This is a genomic window from Phenylobacterium sp. (genome assembly GCF_030697925.1).
GTDB lineage: Bacteria > Pseudomonadota > Alphaproteobacteria > Caulobacterales > Caulobacteraceae > Phenylobacterium.
Genome location: NZ_JAUYOJ010000108.1, coordinates 18,553 through 39,804, shown reverse-complemented (window position 1 = coordinate 39,804; position 21,252 = coordinate 18,553). Strand labels below are relative to the sequence as shown.

The window sequence follows — 21,252 nt, the reverse complement described above, 5'->3', positions numbered from 1 at the left end:
CGAAAAGGGGAAGGCCGCAAAGCCGTCCCCCCTTCGGTCCCCATCACCAACAGGCGTCGCCTAGCGACGTTCGCCGTAGCCGTAGCCGTAGCGGTCGCGGTCGCCGTCGCGCCGCTCCCAACGGATTCGCGCCGCCAGGGTGTCGAAGCGGCGATCCAGGTCGGCCCGTTCCCAGGTCGACAGGCCGTTGACGCGATATCGGCTCTCGAGCCGCACGATGGCCTGGAACTCGTTGCGCAGGCGATAGGCCTCGCGGCGGGTGATCTTGCCGCTGCGCATCCCCTGGTCGATCCGACGGTCGAGCTGCGCCTGGCGCTGGTTGATGTTCATCCAGCCGCCCTCGCGATTGCGCCAGTCGCCCCAGCGGTCGCCGCGGTCGTTGCGCGTCTGATCGTCGTTGCGATCGTAGCGGATGCGGTCCGACAGGGCGTCGAAGCGTCGATCCAGGTCGGTGCGTTCCCAGGCCGACAGGCCGTCAACACGGTAGCGGGCCTCCAGGCGAGCGACGTCGTTGAACGCCCCGCGCAGCTCGACGGCCTCGCTGCGGGTCAGGTCGCCCGAGCGGACACCGGCGTCGATCCGGGCGTCGAGGGTGGCCTGGCGTTCGTTGATCGAGGTCCAGGCCTGGGCCGAGGCCGTCCCGGCCGACAAGGCGAGCACCGAAGCGGCGGCGGCGGCGAATAGGGTGAGGGTCTTGTTCATGGCGATCTCCTAAGCCGTCCCTCTGGCGTCGCCCCTTGCCCGCATGGCGATGGGAACGAGCCAGAGGATGATTGGTTCAGCTGCGGCCGGGCCGCTTAGCGGCGCTCGCCGTAGCCGTAGCCGTAGTCGCGGCTCTCATAACGCAGGCGGCGCTCGACCGAGGCGTAGCGCCGATCGATCGCGTGGCGTTCGGCGGCGGTGTAGCCGTCGCGGCGATAGCGGTCGGCCAGGTTCTCGACGGCGCCGACATAGCCCTTCAGACGGGCGGCCTCCTGGCGGCCGAGGTCGCCACGTTGGAAGGCCCGCTCGATGCGCCATTTCAGGCGATCGGCACGGTCACTGCGATCATGGCGATCCCCGCGGTCGTAGCGGTCGCCGTGGTCGTATCGGTCGTAGCTGCGCTCATACGTGCGATAGCCGTCATAGTTCTGGGCGGCGGCGGGGACAGCGGCGGCGGTCAAGGCGGCGGCGGCTGTCAGCGAGAGCAGAATCTTCTTCATTGGGTCCTCCTTGGACGTCGACGCCGCCGGGTGAGGCGACGTTGAGCCCTAGAAGACCCCATCGGACGTGAAACGGACCTGAGGCGGTCGTTGTCTGAGGTTCAGCTAAGCGGCGGCGGTGGCCGAAGCCTGGGGCGCGCCGGCGGTGGCCGCTTCGCTGAGCGCGCGGCTGATGGCGTCGTACAGTTTGGAAATCTCGATCGGCTTGGCCACATGGCCGTCCATGCCCGCGGCGAGATATTCCTCGACCTGGTGGGACAGCGCGTTGGCCGTCAGCGCCACGATGGGTGTGCGCGGGCGGCCGTGCTCGGCCTCGGCGGCGCGGATGGCGCGGGCCGAGTCGATGCCGTCCATCACCGGCATCTGGATATCCATGAGGATCAGGTCGTAGGCCCCGTCGCGCCAGGCCTCGAAGGCCAGCTTGCCGTCGGCGACGATGTCGATCTCGATGCCGAGCGAGCCCATGACCGCGGCCAGCACCTGCTGGTTGGTCGGGTTGTCCTCGGCGGCCAGCAGGCGCAGGGCGCCCTCGTCGGCGTCCTCGGCGGCGGCCTGGACCACGACGGTCGATGGGGCCGCCATCTCACCGCGCTCGAGCGGCAGTTCGACGGTGAAGACCGAACCCTGGCCTTCGCGGCTCTCCACCGAGATCACCCCGCCCATCATCTGGGTGAGCTCGCGGCAGATGGCCAGGCCCAGGCCCGTGCCGCCGAACCGGCGGGTGGCCGAGTTGTCGGCCTGGGTGAATTTCTCGAACAGGGCCGCCTGCTTCTCGGCGGCGATGCCGACGCCCGTGTCGCGGATGGTCAGGCGTAGATCGCCGCTGTCGGGGGCGACGTCGAAGGTCGCGCTGACCTCGCCCTGCAGGGTGAACTTCACGGCGTTGGAGAGCAGGTTGCCCACCACCTGGCGAATGCGGTCGGCGTCGCCGCGCCAGGCGCCGCGGGCCTCCTCGGCAACCTCGACCTTGAACGACAGCCCCTTGCGCTCCGCGACCACGGCGAAGCTCTCGCGGGTTGGCGCGACCGCCGCCTCCAGGTCGAAGTCATCGACCAGCAGGGTGAGCTTGCCGGCCTCGATCTTGGACAGGTCCAGCACGTCGTTCAGCACGGCCAACAGCAGGCCGCCTGACTGGCGGATCACATCCAGGCGCTCGCGCTGCACCTGGGTCAGGTCGCCCATGGACATGACCTCGGCCATGGCCAGGACGCCGTTCAGCGGCGTGCGAATCTCGTGGCTCATATTGGCCAGGAACTGGGACTTCAGCACATTGGCGGCGTTGGCGGCGTCGCGGGCCTCCACCAGCTCGCGCAGGGTGCGCTGCAGCGATTGCTCGCGCTCGTCCAGTTTCGCCAAAAGGTGGTTGAAGCTGTCGGTCAGGCTGCGGAACAGGGCGTCGTCCGCCGCAACCTCGACGGGCGCGAAGCTGCCGCTTCCGGCGACCTCGTGCATGGCTTCCGACAGTTTCTGGACCGGCGCGATCACGCGTGAGGCGAGTCCGCGCGCCAGGAACAGCGCCACGCCGACGCCGCCGAAGAACAGCGCGCCGGTCAGGGCGACGAATTGCGGGAGCAGGGCGGTGAGGCGCGGCGTCTCCGCCGTCATCACCAGTTCCCCGACCTGGGCGCCGCCGGCGCGGACCGGCGTGCGGAGAATTTCAGTCTCCAGGGCGTCGGTGCCCCCGGCGCGGGCATAGGCCGCCACCTTCCGCCCCTGGCTGTCGAGCAGCTGGGCGCCGATCACTCGATCGGCCTTGGCGAGGGCGGAGATGGAGGCCGTGGCGGCGGCCGTATCCCGTTCCAAGAGCGCCTGTCCGGCCGCGCTGGCGGTGATCTCCGACAGCGCCACATGGCTCTGATGGGTCTGCTCGCGGGCCACGGCCCACTGTTGCAGCATGAAGGTCAGGCAGGCGGCGACCAGCACCACCACTGTGGTGATCAGGGCCACGCCGGCCACGCGCGCATGAAAAGTCGCGTGGTGGGCCGTGCCGGTCTTGCGAGGCTGGTCGGTCATGGCGCTCGGCGTTCTATCAAGCGCTTTACCTAGTCGATTTCCCCTAACGGTTTGCTTCCACGGTCCCGCTCGGACCTCGCCTGTGGGGGGAATCCGGCAGAATCTGTTGCCTTTCCGACACAGTCACAACCGGTGCGCGCAGTTGTCGCGGGCAATCATAGTTAACCGAACGTGAATCTATTAGACGGTCCTTAACCTCTGGTTTACCTTGGCTTCCGGTAAGTTAATTCCACTGAGGGGGTTTCCCATGGAAAAGGCGTTTGTCGCACAACGTGTCGCGACCAAACTGTTCTCGACGGAAGCGGCGGTCGACCAAGCCATGGTTGAAGCCGCCGAACTGATGGCGGACCTCCTGAAGGCCCGTCAGGACGTGAAGGTGTCGATGGTGTTCGCCGACGACGTGCAGGTGAAGCTGATGGCGGCCGTCAAGGCGCTCAGCGAAGCTCGCACCGCGATGGTGGGTGTGCACAACGAACTGGCCGAAGCTCAGCTTCGCCTGGGCGTGCGGACCAAGATGAACGGCTACGAAAAGCCGCCCATGGCCCTCCGCGTTCAAAAGACCCTCATGCGCGAAGTCGGCTAACCTCCGACTTGGTTGCAATAGTTTAACTGGTGTTGCGCCCCTAATCCCGGTTAGGGGCGCAATGCATGTCGGACGTAATCATCCATCTGCTCTTCTGGGCCCTCTTCCTGGTCCTGATGTTGAGCGCCTGCGGCTTCGCCCTCTGGAAGGGTGGCCCCGCCGAGCGCCTTGGCGCCATGCTGATCCTGGGCTTCGCGCTGCTCTGGGAATTGGGCCGCCTTCTGCCTTCAAGCTTCAGCACCTTCATGCCCATCGCCCAGTTGGTCGGCGATGGCCTGACCGCGGTCGGGCTGTTGGCCATCGCGGTGCGCTACGCCAGCCTCTGGCTGGGCGGGGCGCTGATGTTCCAGGCGGCCCAGTTCAGCCTGCACTCGTTTTACCTGGTGACCGGCCGCGACGTGGACGCGCTCCACCGCCTGATCAACAACGTCAATCTCTACGCCATCCTGATCTGCCTGACCGCTGGGGCGATCGTCTCGTGGCGCGCGCGGGTCAAGGACGCCTCGAAGGCGCCGGCGGCGTAAGTCCGCGCCGCTCCAGTGTAGCCAGGGCCACCCCGGCCAGGATCAGGCCCAGGGCCACGAACGCCGTCCAACTCGGCCGCTCGCCCAGGAAGGTCATCCCGACCGCGGTCGCCCACAGCGGCGCCAGATAGATCGACAGCGACACGAACAGCGGCCCGCGCCGCTGGATCAGGAACACCCAGCCGATGGTGGCTAGGCCCGCGGGGAAGACGCCCTGGGCGACGACCGCGATCAGGGCGGGCAGCGGCGGCCAGGCGGGCAGGGGCGCCGTGAACATGGCCGCCGCGGTAGCGTAGGCCGCGCCCCAGAGGGACATCATCAGGGCGCCGGCGGTGGCCGCTACGGCCGGCGCGTGCTTGGTCACCACATTGGCCACCGCATAGAGCAACGCTGCGCCCAGGGCGGCCATCATGGCCACGGCCTCCACGGTCAGCCCGCCCATCAGCTTGGGCGCCAGCAGCACCGCCAGCCCCACGAAACCCAGCCCGACCCCGGCGCTGCGCTGCAGGGTCAGCCGGTCGCCCGCCACGAAGACGTGCGCCAGGGCGGCGGTGAAGATCGGCGAGGCGCCGTTGCACATGGCGTTCACCGCCGAGGGCAGGCTCTGGGCCGCATAGGCGAACAGAACGAAGGGCGCGGCCATGCCGACCATGCCGACCACCGCATAGAATCGCCAGGCCGGGTCGCTCGGCGGCGGCAGTCTCTGGCGCTGGATGGCCAATGCAACGGCCAAGGTCGCCACCGCGATCCATAGCCGCAGGGCCGCGTTCCAGACCGGCGAGATGTACTCCACGGCGATCTTCAGGGCGGCGAAGGCCGAGCCCCAGGCGATCACGAGGAAGGCCATCACCAGCCAGTCGATCGGTTGCGGGCGGCTCGTCATCTAACCTTGAGATCACGGGTCGCGCCGCGCACCAAGCGGTCGCGTCATCAGTTCCGCTCACATCGGGTTTCGAAAACTTTCGCTTGATCCGCGGCGGAAACCAGGGTTTCTCCGCGGCGGGCCACGCCCCCCCAACGGGGCGCTGCTCATCTGTAAGGATGGGAGACATCGCTATGACGACCCTCGCCACGCCGGCAATGCGCCCGGCTCGCCCCGAGTTTTCTTCCGGCCCGTGCGCCAAGCGCCCCGGATGGAATCCCCAAAATCTCCAGAACGCCGTCCTCGGCCGCTCGCATCGGTCGAAGCTGGGCAAGGCGCGCCTGCAAGAGGCGATCGACCGCACCCGCCAGGTGCTGGAGGTTCCGGAGGACTACCTGATCGGCATCGTGGCCGGTTCCGACACCGGAGCCGTCGAGATGGCGATGTGGTCGATGCTGGGCCCCAAGCCGGTCCAGCTCCTGGCCTTCGAGAGCTTCGGCAAGGACTGGGTCACCGACGTGACCAAGCAGCTCAAGCTGCCGGCCGAAGTGCTGGACGCCCCCTATGGCGAACTGCCGGACCTCTCCAAGGTTCGCAAGGACGCCGACCTGGTGTTCACCTGGAACGGCACCACCTCGGGGGTCCGGGTTCCCAACGCCGACTTCATCGCCGCCGACCGTGAAGGCATCGTGATCTGCGACGCCACCAGCGCCGCCTTCGCCCAGGACCTCGACTGGCCCAAGCTCGATGTGGTGACCTTCTCCTGGCAGAAGGCGCTGGGCGGCGAGGGCGCACACGGCGTGCTGATCCTCTCGCCCCGCGCCGTCGAGCGGCTGGAGAGCCACACCCCGGCCTGGCCGATGCCCAAGCTCTTCCGGATGACCAAGGCCGGCAAGCTGTCGCGCGACATCTTTGAGGGCGCCACCATCAACACGCCGTCCATGCTCTGCGTGGAAGACGCCATCGACGCGCTCAAGTGGGGCGCCTCCATCGGCGGTCTAGCCGAGATGCAGCGCCGCGCCGACGCAAACCTGGCGGCCCTGGCCGAGTGGGTGGAACGTACGGGCTGGGTGGAGTTCCTCGCCGCCGATCCCGCGACGCGGTCCAACACCTCGGTCTGCCTCAAGGTGGTCGACGCCCGCATCACCGCGCTCTCCGACGAGGCCCAGGCCGACTTCGCCAAGAAGCTGGCCTCCGCCCTCGAGAAGGAAGGCGCGGCGCTGGACATCGGCGGCTATCGCGACGCCCCGGCCGGTCTTCGGATCTGGTGCGGCGCCACGGTGGAGACCTCCGACATCGAGGCCCTGACCCCCTGGCTCGACTGGGCCTTCGCCTCGACCCTCGAAGCGCTCCAGACCGCCTGACTCCCCTGATCCCGCGTCCCCTTCGCGCCCGGACTCCGGCCGCGGCGGGGACGCCTACCCCTCATCCTGCCAAGGACACCGCCCCATGCCCCGCGTACTGATCGCCGACAAACTCAGCCCCGCCGCCATCGAGATCTTCAAACAGCGCGGTGTCGCCGCCGATGTGAAGACCGGCCTCACCAAGGACGAACTGCTCAAGATCATCGGCGACTATGACGGCCTGGCCGTCCGCTCGGCCACCAAGGCCGACAAGGACGTCATCGCCGCCGCCGGAAACCTCAAGGTCATCGGCCGCGCCGGCATCGGCGTGGACAATGTCGACATCCCCGCAGCGACCTCCAAGGGGATCGTGGTGATGAACACCCCCTTCGGGAACTCGATCACCACCGCCGAGCACGCCATCGCCATGATGTTCGCGCTCGCCCGCCAACTCCCCGCCGCCGACGTCTCCACCCAGGCCGGCAAGTGGGAGAAGAACCGCTTCATGGGCGTGGAGCTCTACGCCAAGACACTCGGCCTGATCGGCGCCGGCAACATCGGCGGCATCGTCGCCGACCGTGCCAACGGCCTGAAGATGAAGGTGGTGGCCTACGACCCGTTCCTCTCGGCCGAGCGCGCCGTGGAGATTGGGGTGGAGAAGGTCGAGCTGGAGGACCTGCTGGCCCGCGCCGACGTCATCACCCTGCACACCCCGCTCACCGAGAAGACCCGCAACATCCTGTCGGCCGAGAACCTGGCCAAGACCAAGAAGGGCGTGCTGATCGTCAACTGCGCCCGCGGCGGCCTGGTGGACGAGGCGGCCCTGCGCAAGGGCCTGGACGACGGCCACATCGGCGGCGCGGCCTTCGACGTCTTCATCGAGGAGCCGGCCAAGGAAAACATCCTGTTCGGCGCGGCGAACTTCATCGCGACCCCTCACCTGGGCGCCTCGACCCTGGAGGCCCAAGAGAACGTAGCCCTGCAGGTCGCCGAGCAGATGAGCGACTACCTGCTCACCGGCGCGGTCTCCAATGCGCTGAACAGTCCTTCGGTGACTGCCGACGAAGCCCCGAAGCTGAAGCCCTTCATCGCGCTCGCCGAACGCCTGGGCGCCTTCGCCGGCCAAATGGTCGACGTCGAGGTCAAGGCTGTGGACATCGCCTATGAGGGCGAGGTCGCCAACCTCAACACCCGCCCGCTTACCGCCGCGGCCCTGGCGGGCGTGCTGCGTCCGATGCTGGAGGACGTGAACATGGTCTCGGCCCCTGCCGTGGCCAAGGAGCGCGGCATTACGGTCTCGGAGAGCAAGCAGGACGATAGCCCGATCTATGAGAGCCTGGTGCGGATCACCGTCACCACCTCGCTGGGCAAGCGCTCCTTCGCCGGCTCGGTCATGGCCGGCACTCCGCGGATCATCGAGGTCAAGGGCATGGACCTCGATGCGCCGTTCGGCACGACCATGCTCTATGTGAACAACCTCGATAAGCCGGGCTTCATCGGCGCGCTGGGGGCCCTGCTGGCCGACACGGGGGTCAACATCGCCACCTTCAATCTGGGCCGGGTCTCGGCCGGTGAGGACGCCATCGCCCTGGTCGGCATCGACCAGAATCCCACCGACGGCCTGATCGCCAAGATCCGCGCCCTGCCCCACGTCAAGGAAGCCCGCACCCTGCGGTTCTGACCCTTCCGTCCTCCTCTCCCATGCGCATTGCAGCGGGGGAGGAGGACGTTTCGATGCTCGGGAAACATACGAGACCCGTTCCCAGAGGGCGCGGCCCGACGACGCCGTTGAGGGCGCGGCGTCGTCGGAGCGGCTGTGGCGGTCAGGCCTTGCCGCGATCCTTCCCGTCTTGCCTTTCCGCCTTCCCAGGGAAGCGCCACGTCACGCGGCCGACCTCGCGGTTCTTGTAGAGCTGGCGAACCGCGATCTCGTAGCCGTGTCGGTTCGCCTCCTCGGGTATCGAGACCAGCAGGCGGCACTCGGCCTTCGACTTGGCGTGCAGGATCGCCTCGCCGATCCGCTGCACCCCGTGTGGATTCAGCGAAATGCGGGCCACCCTGCGCTTCTCGTCGTGTTGCACCCGCACAGGGTGCGGCCGCAGGGCCTCGGCCAGCCATTCCGGCGTTTCCAGAATGGCGCGGCTGCCCTTCGGCAGGCGGCCGATGGTCTCCAGGGCGAACCGGCGGCTGGTGTCGAAGGCGCCGGGCGCCAGGAACGGCAGAGCGTGGAAGCCTGGAGGTCCGTCGGTCGACGGCGGTCCCGCGACGACGTTGAAATTCCGCCAGGCGACGTTGTTGTTGTTCTCCACATAGGTGACGAAGTTGTCGAAGGTGATGAAGGCTGTCGGGTCCGGCTTCGGATCCAGCGGTGACCCGGCCACGGCGACGAAACAATAGTGGCCCGGGCCGGGTATGGCGGCCTGAGGCCAGGTGACCGGGCCGGACACCGTCAGAACATTGCCGGTCGGCAAGGTGGGCAGGCCGACCGCGCCGATGAAGTTCCACAGGTTAGGCGTCACCAGTGTCGCCGGCGGCGACCAATAGAGATCGACGTCGACCGGCGCCGCCGTCGAGCCGCCGCGGTTCTGCAGCCGGACATAGAGCGTGTGGTCGTGGCCGGTTTCGACGACCTGGGACAGGTTGCCGTCGTTCTCGGTCCCGCTGCCCGCGCCGTAGGCCGCCTGCGGGTCGGCCACCGGCGCGTGGCGCACGATGATGTCGGGGCTCGACGAAACCATGCCGGAAGTCGGGTCGCCATCGTCGCCTACATAGTCGCGCAGGTAGGGGTCGGGGGCGAGGTTCAGATGGCCGTTGGTGATGATCGCGTTGAGGTCGGGCATCACCCCGATCAGGTCGGCCGGTGGGTTCGCCGAGGGCGTGCCGTCCATCCGCAGGACCTCACGCAGCTCCCGCGGGCTGAACCGGTAGCCGAGCGAGGCCTCGGCCATGCCCTGGACGATCAGCGCGGCGCCGACCACGATCGGCGAGGCGCCCGAGGTCCCGTTGAAGCCCGTCGTGTAGAGCGTGTTGTCGGTGCCGGCGCTGTTGGTCGTGGTGGTGTCGATGTTCTCGCCCCAGGCGTAGCAGTCGACCCGCGTGCCGAAGTTGGAGAAGCCGAGCCGCACGTGCGGGCTGGCCGACGAGGCGGCGCCGACCATAATCGCCCCGGAGTCGCGGAAGCCGGCCGAGGCGCGGTTGAAGATCTGGTGGCCGCCCAGGTTTGTGTAGGCGTCCAGGTCGTAGCCGCCGTTGCATCCGGCCTCGACGATCACGATCCCAAGGGCCGAGCCTAGCCGGATGGCGTCGTAGTTGGCGTCGGCGATTTCCACGGGCCAGAAGTATTGGCCGCCGACTGGGTCGGTCTCCTGGGCTTCCAGCAGCAGGACGTCGCCGAACGCCATGTTGGCGACGGCGTCGACGATAGCGTCGGCGGTGTTGTAGCCGCTCGGACGGTGCTGGGAGATGACGCGACCGCTGGCGGCCGGTGCGATGCCGACGCCGCCCAGCATGTTGTCGACCATCAGCACTTCGCCCAGTACGGAGGTGCCGTGGGAGAAGTACTGCTTGTTGATCCCCGAGATCAGACTGACGCTCGCCGCCGCCAAGTCCTCGTGGTTGAGATTCCAGCCCTGTTCCAGGTCAACGAAGCCGATTCCGGCCCCGTCGCCGCCAGCGAACGCCCAGGCGTGGCGCGCGTTGATGCCGTTGGGCGCGGTGTCCAGATAGCCCTGGTTGGTCGATCGAGGATCGTCGAGCGGATTGACCAGCGGTGGTGGCAGCGGCCGCATGACATAGGCGGTCTCGACCTCTTTCAATTGACGGATCGCCTGGGCGAGGCCCTCGGCCTCGATGTCCTCCGGACAGGTGACCTGGGTCCAGAAGTTGAAGTCCGTCGGCTCGTATGCCGGATCGTTGCGCCGCGCGCGTTCGACCAGTTCGTCTAGCCGGCCGCGGGAACTGGATTCGAACAGCGGCCTGAGCTTCAGAGGCTCCGAGCTATGACGCGTGCGTTCGAGCAGTCCCTCGATCCCCCGCAGGGCGCTCGGAGGTTTGTGTCCTATTTCGCGGAATTTCACCGCGATGCTGAGGGGGCGGTCTTCGTCCCGGTCCTGCGGCTGATCATTGGGTTCACGGACGGCCATGGTGTCTCTCCGTTCTCAGGGAACAGTCGCAAGGACGCGATCCGGCCGGAGCGCGGGCGGCGACGTTCATGTGAAGGTCTCGCGAGCGCAACTGGGCCCGGCCAAGAGGTCACGATGGGAGTGGCGAGATGGTCGGCAGCGTGCCCCCCGGACTGTGAGTCTGTCGGAAACAACTGCAACCTTTGCACGATACGCCCGCGCCCCGCTGAACGCAACCCGTGCGCTATGCTCAAGCTCAACTTATGGGGGAGATATGGTTACCCCCCACTCAGCGCTCCGAAGATCAGCACCTCGTCGCCCTCGCCCACGGCCGCGCGGACGTCCTGGGCGCGGTCGCCGTTCTTGAAGATGCGCATGTGGCGGCGGATGCGGTCCTGCTCGTCGACCACGCGGAACTTCAATCCCGGGAACCGCCGGTCGAGGTCGTCCAGCACCGCCTCGATGCTGCCCCCCGCCGCCGTCAGCCGGCTGACCCCGTCTGTGTAGGAGGTGAGCTGGGAGGGGATGAAGACCGCGATCATGGCAGGGGCGCCGCGCTCACCGAATAGATCTCCGGCAGGTGGGCGGCGATCGGCCGCCAAGCCTGGCCCTCGTCGTCGCTCATCCAGAGCTCGCCGCCGGTGGTTCCTAGATAGAGCCCAACCGAGGCGGCCTTGTCGGCGCAAAAGGCCTGGCGCTTGACGGTGAACCAGCCCTGTTCGGTGGGGAAGCCTCGGTCCTGTCGCTCCCAGCTCGCGCCCGCGTCGCGGGTCCGGTAGACCGCCGGCTTGCCGTCCGGGCTGGTGCGCGGCCAGACCTCGGTGCCATCCATGGGAAAGACCCAGGCGGTGTCGGCGGCGCGCGGGTGCGGGACGATGGTGAAGCCGATGTCGCCGATCTCCTTGGGCATGGCCTCGCCGATCCGGTCCCAGCGCTCGGCCGGCCGGTCCAGCCGGTAGATGCCGCAATGGTTCTGCTGCCAGAGGCGGTCGGGCATGGTCGGAGCCAGCGCGATGTAGTGGGCGTCCTGGCCGTATTCCGGATAGGGGTCGGGTAGGAAACTGGCCTCCACCCCCTGGTTCAGCGGCGCCCAGCCGGCGCCCTGGTCATGGCTCTCGAACACGCCGGCGGTGGAGGTGGCGATATACATGTGGCGCGGGTCGCGCGGGTCGATCTGGATCTGGTTGAGCAGGGCCCCGTCCGGCGTGCCGCCGTCCTCCGGGCACCATTTCCAGTACATGGGGTGATCGTTGAAGCCCGCGACGCCATCCCAAGTCGCCCCGCCGTCGGCGCTGCGGAACAGGCCGGGGGGCGAGGTCCCCGCCCACCAGACGCCGGGCTCGCTGGGATGGCCCGGCTCCAGCCAGAAGCTGTGATCCACCGACCGCGCGGGCCCTCGGCCGTTCTCCACCTTGGGGAAGGCGGGCGGGCGCTCGGCCTCTGTCCAGGTGGCCCCGCCGTCGACGGAGCGGAAGATGGTCGGTCCCAGGTGGCCGGTGGACGCCGCCATCAGCAGGGTCTTCCCGTCGCGCGGGTCGAGCACCAGGTGGTTGACGATATGGCCGAGGAAGATCGGCCCTTGCACGGACCAGGCCTTGCGGGCCGCGTCGCTGCGATAGATCCAGGCGCCCTTGCGGGTGCCCACGAGAAGCTGGGTGGCGGCCATGGCGTGCCCCTTTCTTCCAGACCCGCAGGATTCGTCCGGGCGCGGCCGGGGTCAAGCCGGCAGACTCCACCGTAAGGTGCTTGACTCTTTTGAGCCCAAAACTAGAACAAAGTAAGAACGGGAGAACAGAAGGCCATGTCCGGTTTTCGCGAGGTGCGGTTGGCCGCGCTCAAGGCGAAGATCGCCGCCCTCGAGGCGGGCGGACGGGCGGACTCTGAGTCCCTGCCGTTCGGCGATCTTAGGCTGGACGGCTGCTTTCTGGGCCAGGGCCTGCCGCTGGGCCAATGGCACGAATTCACCGGGGCGGGTATGGAGGTCGAGACCGGGGCCTCCCCCGCCGCCTTCGCCGCGCTCGTCGCCGCGCCCCTGGCCCGGCGGGGCGAGGCGGTCTGGGTGCTGCGGCGCGACGACCTGTTCGCCCCGGGCCTGTCGGGGCTGGGTTTCCCGGCTGAGCGGCTGATCCAGGTCTGCGCCCGCGACGAGGCCGAGGCCCTGGCCGTGGCCGAGGACGCGCTCGCCACCGCCGGCGTCACCGCGGTCTTCGCCGAGGTGGAGGCCGTGGACCTCACCGCCGGGCGGCGGCTGCAACTGGCCTGCGAGAAGCACGGCGCCACCGGCTTCGTGATCCGCCGCCGGCCCTATGGCGGGCTCGGCAGGCAGACGGCCAGCGGCTCGGCGGCGGCCACCCGCTGGAAGATCGCCCCGACGACCAGCGAGCCCGCGCCCGGCGAGTTCGGCCTGGGCCCGCCGCGCTGGCGGGTGGAACTGGAACGGTGCCGGGGCGGGCGGCCCGGCGCCTGGCTGATGGAGGCGCAAGCCGCTTTTACCTGGGAGGCCCAAGATGGCCCGCATCCTCTGCGCCTGGTCGCCGAACTGGGCGATCGCCAACTGGCGCCGGCGCAATCCGTCCGACTCTCAGCCTAGCCCTTTTGGCCTGATCGAGACCGTGAAAGCCGTGCGGCGGCTGTCGGCGGTGGACAAGGCCGCCGCCGCCGCGGGCCTCTATCCGGGGCAGAAGGCCACCGACGCCGCGGCCCTGGTTCCAGACCTCTTCACCGCCGAGGCGGAGCCGGAGGCGGATGCGACGGCGCTCACCGCCCTGGTCGACTGGTCGGTGCGGTTCTCCCACGCGGTGGCGACCGCCCCGCCCGATGGCCTGTTCCTGGACATCACCGGGGTCGACCACCTGTGGGGGAGCGAGGCCGAGCTGGTCGCCGACTTCCGCGCCCGCCTGGCCCGCAACGGTCTCTTCTTCCGCTGTGCGGTGGCCGACACCCCGGGCGCGGCCTGGGCGCTCGCCCACCACGGCAAGGACGTGGAGATCATCGCCCCGCCGGGGGGGCAGGCCGACCTGCTGGCCTATCTGCCGCCGGCCGCCCTGCGCCTGGAGCCCGAGGCCGCCGCCCAGATCGAGCGGCTGGGCCTGCGCTACCTGTTCCAGATCATCGGCCTGCCGCGCGCCCCCTTCGCCCGCCGGTTCGGCAAGCAGGCCCTGCTGCGGCTGGACCAGGCCATGGGCCGCGCCGAGGAGGCGCTGACCTTCCGCCGCCCGCCCAATCCGTGGTTCGCCCGGCTGGCCTTCTTCGAGCCGATCAGTGTGTTGGAAGACCTGCAGCGGGTGAGCCGCGACGTGGCCGACAAGCTCTGCGCGCGGCTGGAGCTGGAAAGCCGGGGCGCCAAGCGTTTCGAGCTCACCTTCCACCGGCTGGACGGCAAGGCCTATCCGCTGACTATCGGCCTCTCCATCCCCGGCCGCGACCCGGCCCGGATCGCCAAGCTGTTCGCGCCCAAGCTGGAGACCGTCGATCCGGGCTTCGGGATCGAGGTGGTCACCCTCACCGCCGAGGCGGTTGAGGTCCTGTCTGGCCGCCAGGCGCGGCTGGACGCCAGCCGTGAGGCGGCCCTGGAGGAAGGTCTGGCCCCCCTGGTGGACCGGCTGGCCAACCGCCTGGGCGAGGATCGGGTCTGGAAGAGCGCCCCGGTGGAGAGCCACGTCCCCGAACAGAGCGCCCGCCCCGGCGCGCCGCTCAAGCCCAGTCAGGGCTGGAACCCGGAAACGCCCCGGCCCCTGCGCCTCTTCCGCCGCCCCGAGCCCCTGGACCTGGTCCTGGCGCTGACCCCCGACGACCCGCCCCGCCAGTTCCAGTGGCGCAAGCAGACCCACCGCGTGCGCTTCGCCGAGGGGCCCGAGCGCATCGGCGCCGAATGGTGGCGTGGCGAAATCGATGAGGTCCGCACCGACCAGGTCCGCGACTATTACCGGGTGGAGGACCAGGAAGGCGCGCGCTTCTGGGTCTATCGCGAGGGGCTCTACGAGGCCGGCGTCCCCGCCCGGTGGTTCCTGCACGGACTGTTCGGATGACGCGGTCGCACGAAGTGTCCTTCTCCCCTTGCGGGAGAAGGTGGCCGCTCGGAGAGCGGTCGGATGAGGGGTCTCTCAGAACTCGCCGGTTAGACCGGCGAAGCCAAGATCGACCACGGAAAACACGGAAACCACCGACGGAGTCGAACTCAACGGAACGCGGAGCCGGGTGTCCGTGCCTTTCGTGTTTTCCGTGGCCGGTCTTATTGGATGTTTGCGGCTTCGCCGCCGCTAGCCGGATAGGACTTTCGACCCCTCATCCGACCCCGCTCTCGCGGGGCCACCTTCTCCCGCAAGGGGAGAAGGGGCGTTGACCCGCTACGCCGAGCTCCAGGCCACGACGAACTTCTCGTTCCTGCGCGGCGCGTCGCATCCGGACGAGCTGGTGTTCACCGCCGCCTGTCTGGGCATGGGGGCCATCGGGATCGTCGATCGCAACTCCCTGGCCGGGGTGGTCCGGGCTTGGTCGGAGATGCGGCGGTTGGGCCAGGGCGCGACCAAAATCCGCGCGCTGACCGGCTGCCGCCTGGATTTCGCCGACGGGACGCCGTCCCTGCTCTGCTACCCCTCCGACCGCGAGGCCTATGGCCGCCTGACCCGCCTGCTCACTGTCGGCCAGCGTCGTTCGGAGAAGGGCGAATGCGAGCTGCACTGGGAGGACTTCGCCCAGCATTCGCAGGGGCAGCTCACCCTGGTGGTTCCCCCCGCCCGCCTGGACGAGGCCTTCGAGCACGAACTGAAGCGGATCGCCGGAGAGCTGCGCGGCGATGTCTGGCTGGCCGCCTCGCGGCCCTATGGCGCGCGCGACCTGCACCGGCTGTCGAAGCTGGCCTCGCTGGCCGAGCTCTCGGGTGCGCCGATGGTCGCCACCAATGACGTGCTCTACCACGCCCCCGAGCGCCGCCCGCTGCAGGATGTGGTCACCTGTATCCGCGAGACCTGCACCATCCACGACGCGGGCCTGAAGCTGGAGGCCAACGCCGAGCGGCACCTGAAATCCCCCGCCGAGATGGCCCGCCTCTTCGCCCGCTTCCCCGGCGCGGTGGAGCGCAGCCTGGAGATCGTCGAACGGATCGGCTTCGATCTCGCCCAGCTCAAATACGAATATCCCGACGAGCCGGTGCCGCCGGGCAAGACCGCCATCCAGCACCTGCGCGACCTGACCTGGGAGGGCGCCAAGACCCGCTTCGAGAAGGGCATGGGCGAGAAGGAGCGCCGGACGATCCAGCACGAGCTGGACCTGATCGAGAAGCTCGACTTCGCCAACTATTTCCTCACCGTCCACGACATCGTCGCCTGGGCCCGCGAGCAGGAGATCCTTTGCCAGGGCCGGGGCTCGGCGGCCAATTCCTGCGTCTGTTTCTGCCTGGGGGTGACCGCGGTCGACCCGACCAAGGAGGACCAGGACCTGCTGTTCTCGCGCTTCATCTCCGAGAAGCGCGGCGAGCCGCCCGACATCGACGTGGATTTCGAACACGAGCGGCGCGAGGAGGTGATGCAGTACGTCTATCGCCGCTATGGCCGCCACCGCGCCGCCATCGTGGCCACCGTCATCCATTACCGCCCGCGTATGGCCATCCGCCAGGTGGGCAAGGCGCTGGGCCTGACCGAGGACGTCACCGCCGCGCTCGCCGGGACCATCTGGGGAAGCTGGGGGGAGGAGGTGCCGGACGGCCATGTACGGCAAGCGGGGCTCGACCCGACCAATCCGGAGGTCCGCCGCGCGGTGAGCCTGGCTACCCAGCTGCTCAAGTTCCCCCGCCACCTGTCGCAGCATGTGGGCGGCTATGTCCTGACCAAGCGGCGGCTGGACGAGACCGTGCCGATCGGCAACGCCGCCATGGACGACCGCACCTTCATCGAGTGGGACAAGGACGACATCGACGCCCTGGGCCTGATGAAGGTCGATGTCCTGGCGCTGGGCATGCTGACGGCCCTGAAGCGGGGCTTCGAGATGATCCCCGCCGACGACCCCACGGTGGGGCGCAAGATCACCGACATCTCCCACATCCCCCAGGAGGTTTCCGAGGTCTACGACATGCTTTGCAAGGCCGACTCCGTGGGCGTGTTCCAGGTGGAGAGCCGGGCCCAGATGTCGATGCTGCCCAGGCTCAAGCCCCGCAAGTTCTACGACCTGGTGGTGGAGGTGGCGATCGTCCGGCCAGGCCCGATCCAGGGCGACATGGTCCACCCCTATCTGAAGCGCCGCAACGATCCGACCTTGATCGATTATCCGCGTCCGGCCCCGCCGCATCCCCAGGACGAACTCAAGGCCATTCTGGGTAAGACCCACGGCGTGCCGCTGTTCCAGGAACAGGCCATGCGCATCGCCATCGAGGCGGCCAAGTTCTCGGACGACGACGCCGACGGCCTGCGCCGCTCCATGGCCACCTTCCGCCACCACGGCAATGTCGGGGAGTACGAGGCCAAGTTCATCAACGGCATGGAATCGCGCGGCTATGATCCGGAGTTCGTCCGCCGCTGCTTCAAGCAGATCGAGGGCTTCGGCTCCTACGGCTTCCCGGAGAGCCACGCGATCAGCTTCGCCCTCTTGGTCTACGCCTCGGCCTGGATGAAGTGGCGCTGGCCCGACGCCTTCTGCGCCGCCTTGCTGAATAGCCAGCCCATGGGCTTCTACCAGCCGGCCCAGTTGGTCCGCGACGCGCGCGAGCATGGGGTGGAGATACGCTCCCCCGACCTGCTGCAGAGCGACTGGGACTGCACCCTGGAGCCGGCGGCCAGGCCCGGCCGGCTGCGCGCCGTGCGGCTGGGCCTGCGCCAGGTCAAGGGGCTCAACAAGGAGGAGGCCGAAGGCCTGATCGCCGCGCGGGAGGCCGGGGTGCGCACCCTCGACGACTTCGCCGTCCGGGCCGGGCTCTCGCGACGGTCGCTGGAGCTGCTGGCCGAGGCCGACGCCTTCGCGGGCCTGGGCCTCTCGCGCCGCCAGGCCCTGTGGGCGGTGAAGGGCCTGGCCGACGAGACCGGCAGCCTGAAGACCGCGCCCCTGCTGGCCGCCATGGGGGTGAAGGAGCGCCAGGTGGAGCTGCCCCTGATGCACCTGCCCCAGGAGGTGATGGAGGACTACCGGACCACCAGCCTCTCCCTGAAGGCCCATCCCATCGGCTTCTTCCGCGAGACCCTGAAGAGCTACGGCGCCATCCCCTGCAAGGACCTGGCCCGCACCTCCGACCGGCGGCTGGTCACCGTGGGCGGGCTGGTCCTGGTGCGCCAACGGCCGGGCACCGCCAAGGGGGTCACCTTCCTGACCCTCGAGGACGAGACCGGCATCGCCAATATCGTGGTCTGGAAGGACGCCTTCGACGCCAACCGCCGCCTGGTGATGAGCGCCTCGTTCCTGGTGGTCCACGGCCAGGTGCAGAGCGAGAGCAATGTGGTCCACATCGTCGCCCGCCGGTTCACCGACCTCTCCGACCGCCTGGCCCAGATGCGGGACGACGATGGACCGGCCCCCAGGTTGCACGACCGCGTCACCGGCGCCCTGGTCCGCAGCCGCGATTTCCACTGAGGCTTGACCCGGAGGACGTGCAGGCAAATCCTCCCGCACAACCAACGGGCGGGGGGAAAACGCCATGCTTCGGTTCTGCGCGACGGTCTTGGGCGCCTTGATGCTGGCCGGGTCGGCCCAGGCGCAGGTCAAGGTTACGGTCGAGGGCGGGGTGCTGGCGGGGACGTCGGGCGAGACCGCCGAGGTCTTCCGCAACATCCCCTTCGCCGCCCCGCCGGTGGGCAGGCTGCGCTGGGCGCCGCCCAGGCCGCCCGTGGCCTGGACCGGAGAGCGCGACGCCACCGCCAACGGCCCGTCCTGCATGCAGCCGATGAACGCCGACGGCACGCCCAATTCCGGCAGCGCCAACGGGCCGGTCAGCGAGGACTGCCTGCAGCTCAACGTCTTTGCCCCGCCGAGAGACAAGATGGGGGCCGTCAAGAAGGCCCCGGTCATGGTCTGGATCCATGGCGGCGGTCATCGCCACGGAGCCGGCTGGATCTATGACGGCACGAACTTCGCCCGCGACGGCGTGGTGCTGGTCTCGATCAACTACCGCCTCGGGCCGCTGGGCTATTTCGCCCATCCGGCCCTGACCCGCGAGGCCGGCGCCGAGCCCACCGGCAACTATGGCCTGATGGACCAGATCGCGGCCCTGGAGTGGGTCCAGCGCAATATCGCGGCCTTCGGCGGCGACCCCAAGAACGTGACGATCTTCGGCACGAGCGCCGGGGGCGCGAGCGTCCTGGCCCTGCTGGCCACGGCCCGTGCCAAACCGCTGTTCAAGAAGGCCATCGTCCAATCGGGCGGGGGCTGGTTCGCGCCTGAGACCCTGGCGGCCAAGGAGGCGGAGGGCGCCAAGGTCGCCGAGAGCCTGAGGCTGGCGGGATCGGAGGCCAGCGTCGCCGATCTGCGCAAGCTCCGGGCCGAGACCCTGATCGCCAGGATCGACGACGACTTCGGCCCCTTCGTCGACGGTAGGCTCCTGACCGAGACTCCGACCCAGGCCCTCGCCGCCGGCCGCGCGGCCGACGTGCCTTTGATCATCGGGTTCAATTCGGGCGAGGATTCGCTCATGGCCCGGTCGCCGCCGCCGACGCCCGAAGACCGTGAAATGTTCACCGACCGATTGTTCGGCGCCCCGGCGCGTTGGGTCGCCGCGCGCGCCTCGAGCGGAAAGCCCGCCTGGCTCTACCACTTCGCCTATGTGGGTTCGCGCTTCAGACCCGCCGGGGTCACCCGGGCTTTCCATGCCGCGGAGGTCCAGTACGTCTTCGAATACTGGGGTCGTCGCACACCCCTCAGCGCGGTGGCCGAGGACGACAAGGCGATGGCGACGCTGGTCCATGGCTGCTGGGTCGCCTTCGCCAAGACCGGGACGCCGAAGTGCCCCTCCGGCCCGGCCTGGCCGGCCTACACCCCCAGGGGCGACCAGCTCATGGAGTTCGGGGCCGACAGCGGCGTCCGGGTCGGCTTCCGCAAAAGCCGGCTGAACGCCCAGGAGGCCGCGGCCCTGCCGACCCTGGCCCTGCCGGCGAACTGAATCGGCCCGCGCGGCGTTCCACGGACTTCTGAAGCTACGGAGTCCGTGTCATGGCCACCCGTCCGACCTGGCAGGGCTATCTGCGCCTGTCCCTGGTGAGCTGCCCCGTGGCCCTGCACACCGCCACCTCGCGCAGCAGCGACGTCACCTTCAACATGCTGCACAAGGAGACCCACAACCGCATCCGCATGATCCCCACCGATCCGGAGACCGGGCCGGTGGAGCGCGCCGACATCGTCAAGGGCTACGAGATCGAGAAGGGCCGCTACGTCGTGGTCACCGACGAGGAGATCAGGAACGTCCGGCTGGAGACCACCCGCACCATCGACATCGAGCGCTTCGTCGACGAGTCGGAGATCGACCGGCTCTACTGGAACGACCCCTATTTCCTGGCCCCGGACGGCGACATGGCCATCGAGGCCTACAGCGTCATCCGCGAGGCCATGGAGGGAGCCGCCAAGGTGGCCCTGGCCCGGGTGGTCATGCACCAGCGCGAGCGGGTCCTGGCCCTGGAGCCGCGCGACCGCGGGATCCTCGCCTATACGATTCGCTCGAAGAACGAGGTCCGCGACCCGAAGGAGGTCTTCGGTCACATTCCCGGTGTGAAGCCCGACGCCAAGATGGTGGCCATCGCCGAGAAGATCATCGAGCAGCTGGAAGGCCCCTTCGATCCGTCGGAGTTCAACGACCGTTATGAGGACGCCCTGCGCAAGCTGATCCAGGAGAAGGAAAAGCACGGCGGCCGGGTCGCCAAGGTCGAGGAACCCAGGGCCGCCGAGGTCATCGATCTCATGGAGGCCCTGCGCCGCAGCCTGGGCGAGGGCGGCGGATCGCGCCGCAAGGCTCCGGTTCGCAAGGCTCCCGCCAAGACCTCGGCGGCCCGCAGACCGGCGGCCAAGAAGCGGGCCTGATACGCAAACGCCCCCGGTTCTCGCCCCGGGGGCGCTCGTGTCGCTCGAAGGCGCGACCTACTGGAACAGGTCCACGATCACCGAGGCGATCAGGCCGGTGGCGGCCGCGGTCAGCAGCACGTCGTTGTCGACCCGGGTGTAGTAGTAGCCGCGGGGCGGGGCGCGCAGGCCGTAGGTGCGATAGTCGACCCGATAGCGACTGTCGCGATAGCTGCGGGGCAGCCGCTCGCCACGGCTCCACTGGTGATAGCGGTAGGCCGACGGACGCTGGTACTGGGCCGCGCGGTAGTGCCTGTGGGCCCGCTGGACATGGCGGTCATAGCGGCGCTCGGCGCGGTATTCCCGGCGATCGTCCCGGCGGCCGTCCCGGTAGTCGCGACGGTCATCGCGGCGCTCGTCCTGGCGGTCGTGGCGCTGTTCGTCCCGACGCTCATCGTGGCGGACGCCGCCATAGGGTTGCGCGCCCGCGGCGCCGGCGCTGGCCAGGACGGCCAAGGCCATGGTGGCGGTCAGAAGCTTCTTCATCTCGGCTCTCCTGTTGAACTTGGAGCCATGATGATGGGGCCCGGTTGAGCCCGGTCTGAACGGAATGGCTCAGCTCAGGTTCATCGCTGCGA

Annotated in this window: 17 protein-coding genes; 9 read left to right on the top strand and 8 right to left on the bottom strand. The window is 68.8% G+C overall.

Annotation, left to right across the window (positions count from 1 at the left end):
• Positions 1–60 precede the first annotated feature (60 nt).
• The 3 genes from Q8Q88_RS24745 to Q8Q88_RS10415 all read right to left on the bottom strand — a co-directional run bounded on the left by Q8Q88_RS24745 (position 61) and on the right by Q8Q88_RS10415 (position 3,215).
• A complete protein-coding gene (locus tag Q8Q88_RS24745; protein WP_371129841.1) occupies positions 61–702 on the bottom strand; it encodes a hypothetical protein in 642 nt (213 codons plus the stop codon).
• A gap of 95 nt (positions 703–797) precedes the next feature.
• Positions 798–1,202: a hypothetical protein gene (locus Q8Q88_RS10420; RefSeq protein ID WP_305675128.1), complete on the bottom strand. Its 405-nt coding sequence runs from the start codon at positions 1,200–1,202 to the stop codon at positions 798–800.
• A gap of 105 nt (positions 1,203–1,307) precedes the next feature.
• On the bottom strand, positions 1,308–3,215 hold the full coding sequence (locus Q8Q88_RS10415) for an ATP-binding protein (RefSeq protein ID WP_305675127.1): 1,908 nt from the start codon (positions 3,213–3,215) through the stop codon (positions 1,308–1,310).
• Between the two features lie 247 nt (positions 3,216–3,462).
• Here Q8Q88_RS10415 and Q8Q88_RS10410 point away from each other — a divergent pair, with 247 nt between their 5' ends.
• Entirely contained in the window at positions 3,463–3,798 is a 336-nt protein-coding gene (locus tag Q8Q88_RS10410) for a hypothetical protein (protein WP_305675126.1), read from the top strand.
• Between the two features lie 65 nt (positions 3,799–3,863).
• Positions 3,864–4,322, top strand: coding sequence for a hypothetical protein (locus tag Q8Q88_RS10405; RefSeq protein WP_305675125.1), 459 nt, complete (start codon positions 3,864–3,866; stop codon positions 4,320–4,322).
• On the opposite strand, the gene Q8Q88_RS10400 is transcribed toward Q8Q88_RS10405, so the two are convergent.
• Positions 4,291–5,205 (bottom strand): DMT family transporter, encoded by a 915-nt coding sequence (locus Q8Q88_RS10400; protein ID WP_305675124.1) that lies wholly within the window; start codon positions 5,203–5,205, stop codon positions 4,291–4,293. The genes Q8Q88_RS10405 and Q8Q88_RS10400 overlap by 32 nt on opposite strands.
• 173 nt (positions 5,206–5,378) lie before the next feature.
• Between Q8Q88_RS10400 and Q8Q88_RS10395 the strand changes: the two genes are divergently transcribed.
• Together Q8Q88_RS10395 and serA are read left to right on the top strand one after the other, a co-directional pair.
• Positions 5,379–6,548, top strand: a complete 1,170-nt coding sequence (locus Q8Q88_RS10395) for a phosphoserine transaminase (RefSeq protein ID WP_305675123.1) — start codon at positions 5,379–5,381, stop codon at positions 6,546–6,548.
• 85 nt (positions 6,549–6,633) lie between these two features.
• The gene (serA, locus tag Q8Q88_RS10390) at positions 6,634–8,208 is read left to right on the top strand and encodes a phosphoglycerate dehydrogenase (protein ID WP_305675122.1); all 1,575 of its coding nucleotides are present in this window, start codon (positions 6,634–6,636) and stop codon (positions 8,206–8,208) included.
• 142 nt (positions 8,209–8,350) lie between these two features.
• Here the strand turns inward: serA and Q8Q88_RS10385 are convergent, their stop codons facing one another.
• The 3 genes from Q8Q88_RS10385 to Q8Q88_RS10375 form a co-directional block, all read right to left on the bottom strand.
• Positions 8,351–10,669 (bottom strand): S8 family peptidase, encoded by a 2,319-nt coding sequence (locus tag Q8Q88_RS10385; protein ID WP_305675121.1) that lies wholly within the window; start codon positions 10,667–10,669, stop codon positions 8,351–8,353.
• Positions 10,670–10,926: 257 nt separating this feature from the next.
• The gene (locus Q8Q88_RS10380; RefSeq protein ID WP_305675120.1) at positions 10,927–11,190 is read right to left on the bottom strand and encodes a MoaD/ThiS family protein; all 264 of its coding nucleotides are present in this window, start codon (positions 11,188–11,190) and stop codon (positions 10,927–10,929) included.
• Positions 11,187–12,314 carry a sialidase family protein gene (locus Q8Q88_RS10375; RefSeq protein WP_305675119.1) on the bottom strand — a complete coding sequence of 376 codons (1,128 nt, stop codon included), beginning with the start codon at positions 12,312–12,314 and terminating at the stop codon, positions 11,187–11,189. Before Q8Q88_RS10375 ends, Q8Q88_RS10380 begins: the two co-directional genes overlap by 4 nt.
• Before the next feature lie 135 nt (positions 12,315–12,449).
• On the opposite strand from Q8Q88_RS10375, the gene Q8Q88_RS10370 reads away from it, so the two are divergent.
• The 5 genes from Q8Q88_RS10370 to Q8Q88_RS10350 all read left to right on the top strand — a co-directional run bounded on the left by Q8Q88_RS10370 (position 12,450) and on the right by Q8Q88_RS10350 (position 20,635).
• Positions 12,450–13,238 carry an ImuA family protein gene (locus Q8Q88_RS10370; protein WP_305675118.1) on the top strand — a complete coding sequence of 263 codons (789 nt, stop codon included), beginning with the start codon at positions 12,450–12,452 and terminating at the stop codon, positions 13,236–13,238.
• The gene (locus tag Q8Q88_RS10365) at positions 13,156–14,676 is read left to right on the top strand and encodes a DNA polymerase Y family protein (RefSeq protein WP_305675117.1); all 1,521 of its coding nucleotides are present in this window, start codon (positions 13,156–13,158) and stop codon (positions 14,674–14,676) included. The genes Q8Q88_RS10370 and Q8Q88_RS10365 overlap by 83 nt, the downstream gene beginning before the upstream one ends.
• 310 nt (positions 14,677–14,986) lie before the next feature.
• On the top strand, positions 14,987–18,202 hold the full coding sequence (locus tag Q8Q88_RS10360) for an error-prone DNA polymerase (protein WP_305675116.1): 3,216 nt from the start codon (positions 14,987–14,989) through the stop codon (positions 18,200–18,202).
• 64 nt (positions 18,203–18,266) lie between these two features.
• On the top strand, positions 18,267–19,724 hold the full coding sequence (locus Q8Q88_RS10355) for a carboxylesterase/lipase family protein (RefSeq protein WP_305675115.1): 1,458 nt from the start codon (positions 18,267–18,269) through the stop codon (positions 19,722–19,724).
• A gap of 50 nt (positions 19,725–19,774) precedes the next feature.
• Positions 19,775–20,635 (top strand): Ku protein, encoded by an 861-nt coding sequence (locus Q8Q88_RS10350; protein ID WP_305675114.1) that lies wholly within the window; start codon positions 19,775–19,777, stop codon positions 20,633–20,635.
• 57 nt (positions 20,636–20,692) lie between these two features.
• Here the strand turns inward: Q8Q88_RS10350 and Q8Q88_RS10345 are convergent, their stop codons facing one another.
• On the bottom strand, positions 20,693–21,160 hold the full coding sequence (locus tag Q8Q88_RS10345) for an RcnB family protein (RefSeq protein ID WP_305675113.1): 468 nt from the start codon (positions 21,158–21,160) through the stop codon (positions 20,693–20,695).
• Positions 21,161–21,252: the final 92 nt, after the last annotated feature.

Bases quoted from the DNA above. Each gene is read 5' to 3' on its own strand.
- Q8Q88_RS10350 (WP_305675114.1), top strand. From the start codon at position 19,775: ATGGCCACCCGTCCGACCTGGCAGGGCTATCTGCGCCTGTCCCTGGTG.
- Q8Q88_RS10395 (WP_305675123.1), top strand. From the start codon at position 5,379: ATGACGACCCTCGCCACGCCGGCAATGCGCCCGGCTCGCCCCGAGTTT.
- Q8Q88_RS10370 (WP_305675118.1), top strand. From the start codon at position 12,450: ATGTCCGGTTTTCGCGAGGTGCGGTTGGCCGCGCTCAAGGCGAAGATC.
- Q8Q88_RS24745 (WP_371129841.1), bottom strand. From the start codon at position 702: ATGAACAAGACCCTCACCCTATTCGCCGCCGCCGCCGCTTCGGTGCTC.
- Q8Q88_RS10365 (WP_305675117.1), top strand. From the start codon at position 13,156: ATGGCCCGCATCCTCTGCGCCTGGTCGCCGAACTGGGCGATCGCCAAC.
- serA (WP_305675122.1), top strand. From the start codon at position 6,634: ATGCCCCGCGTACTGATCGCCGACAAACTCAGCCCCGCCGCCATCGAG.
- Q8Q88_RS10375 (WP_305675119.1), bottom strand. From the start codon at position 12,314: ATGGCCGCCACCCAGCTTCTCGTGGGCACCCGCAAGGGCGCCTGGATC.
- Q8Q88_RS10400 (WP_305675124.1), bottom strand. From the start codon at position 5,205: ATGACGAGCCGCCCGCAACCGATCGACTGGCTGGTGATGGCCTTCCTC.
- Q8Q88_RS10355 (WP_305675115.1), top strand. From the start codon at position 18,267: ATGCTTCGGTTCTGCGCGACGGTCTTGGGCGCCTTGATGCTGGCCGGG.
- Q8Q88_RS10380 (WP_305675120.1), bottom strand. From the start codon at position 11,190: ATGATCGCGGTCTTCATCCCCTCCCAGCTCACCTCCTACACAGACGGG.
- Q8Q88_RS10345 (WP_305675113.1), bottom strand. From the start codon at position 21,160: ATGAAGAAGCTTCTGACCGCCACCATGGCCTTGGCCGTCCTGGCCAGC.
- Q8Q88_RS10420 (WP_305675128.1), bottom strand. From the start codon at position 1,202: ATGAAGAAGATTCTGCTCTCGCTGACAGCCGCCGCCGCCTTGACCGCC.
- Q8Q88_RS10415 (WP_305675127.1), bottom strand. From the start codon at position 3,215: ATGACCGACCAGCCTCGCAAGACCGGCACGGCCCACCACGCGACTTTT.
- Q8Q88_RS10405 (WP_305675125.1), top strand. From the start codon at position 3,864: ATGTCGGACGTAATCATCCATCTGCTCTTCTGGGCCCTCTTCCTGGTC.
- Q8Q88_RS10410 (WP_305675126.1), top strand. From the start codon at position 3,463: ATGGAAAAGGCGTTTGTCGCACAACGTGTCGCGACCAAACTGTTCTCG.
- Q8Q88_RS10385 (WP_305675121.1), bottom strand. From the start codon at position 10,669: ATGGCCGTCCGTGAACCCAATGATCAGCCGCAGGACCGGGACGAAGAC.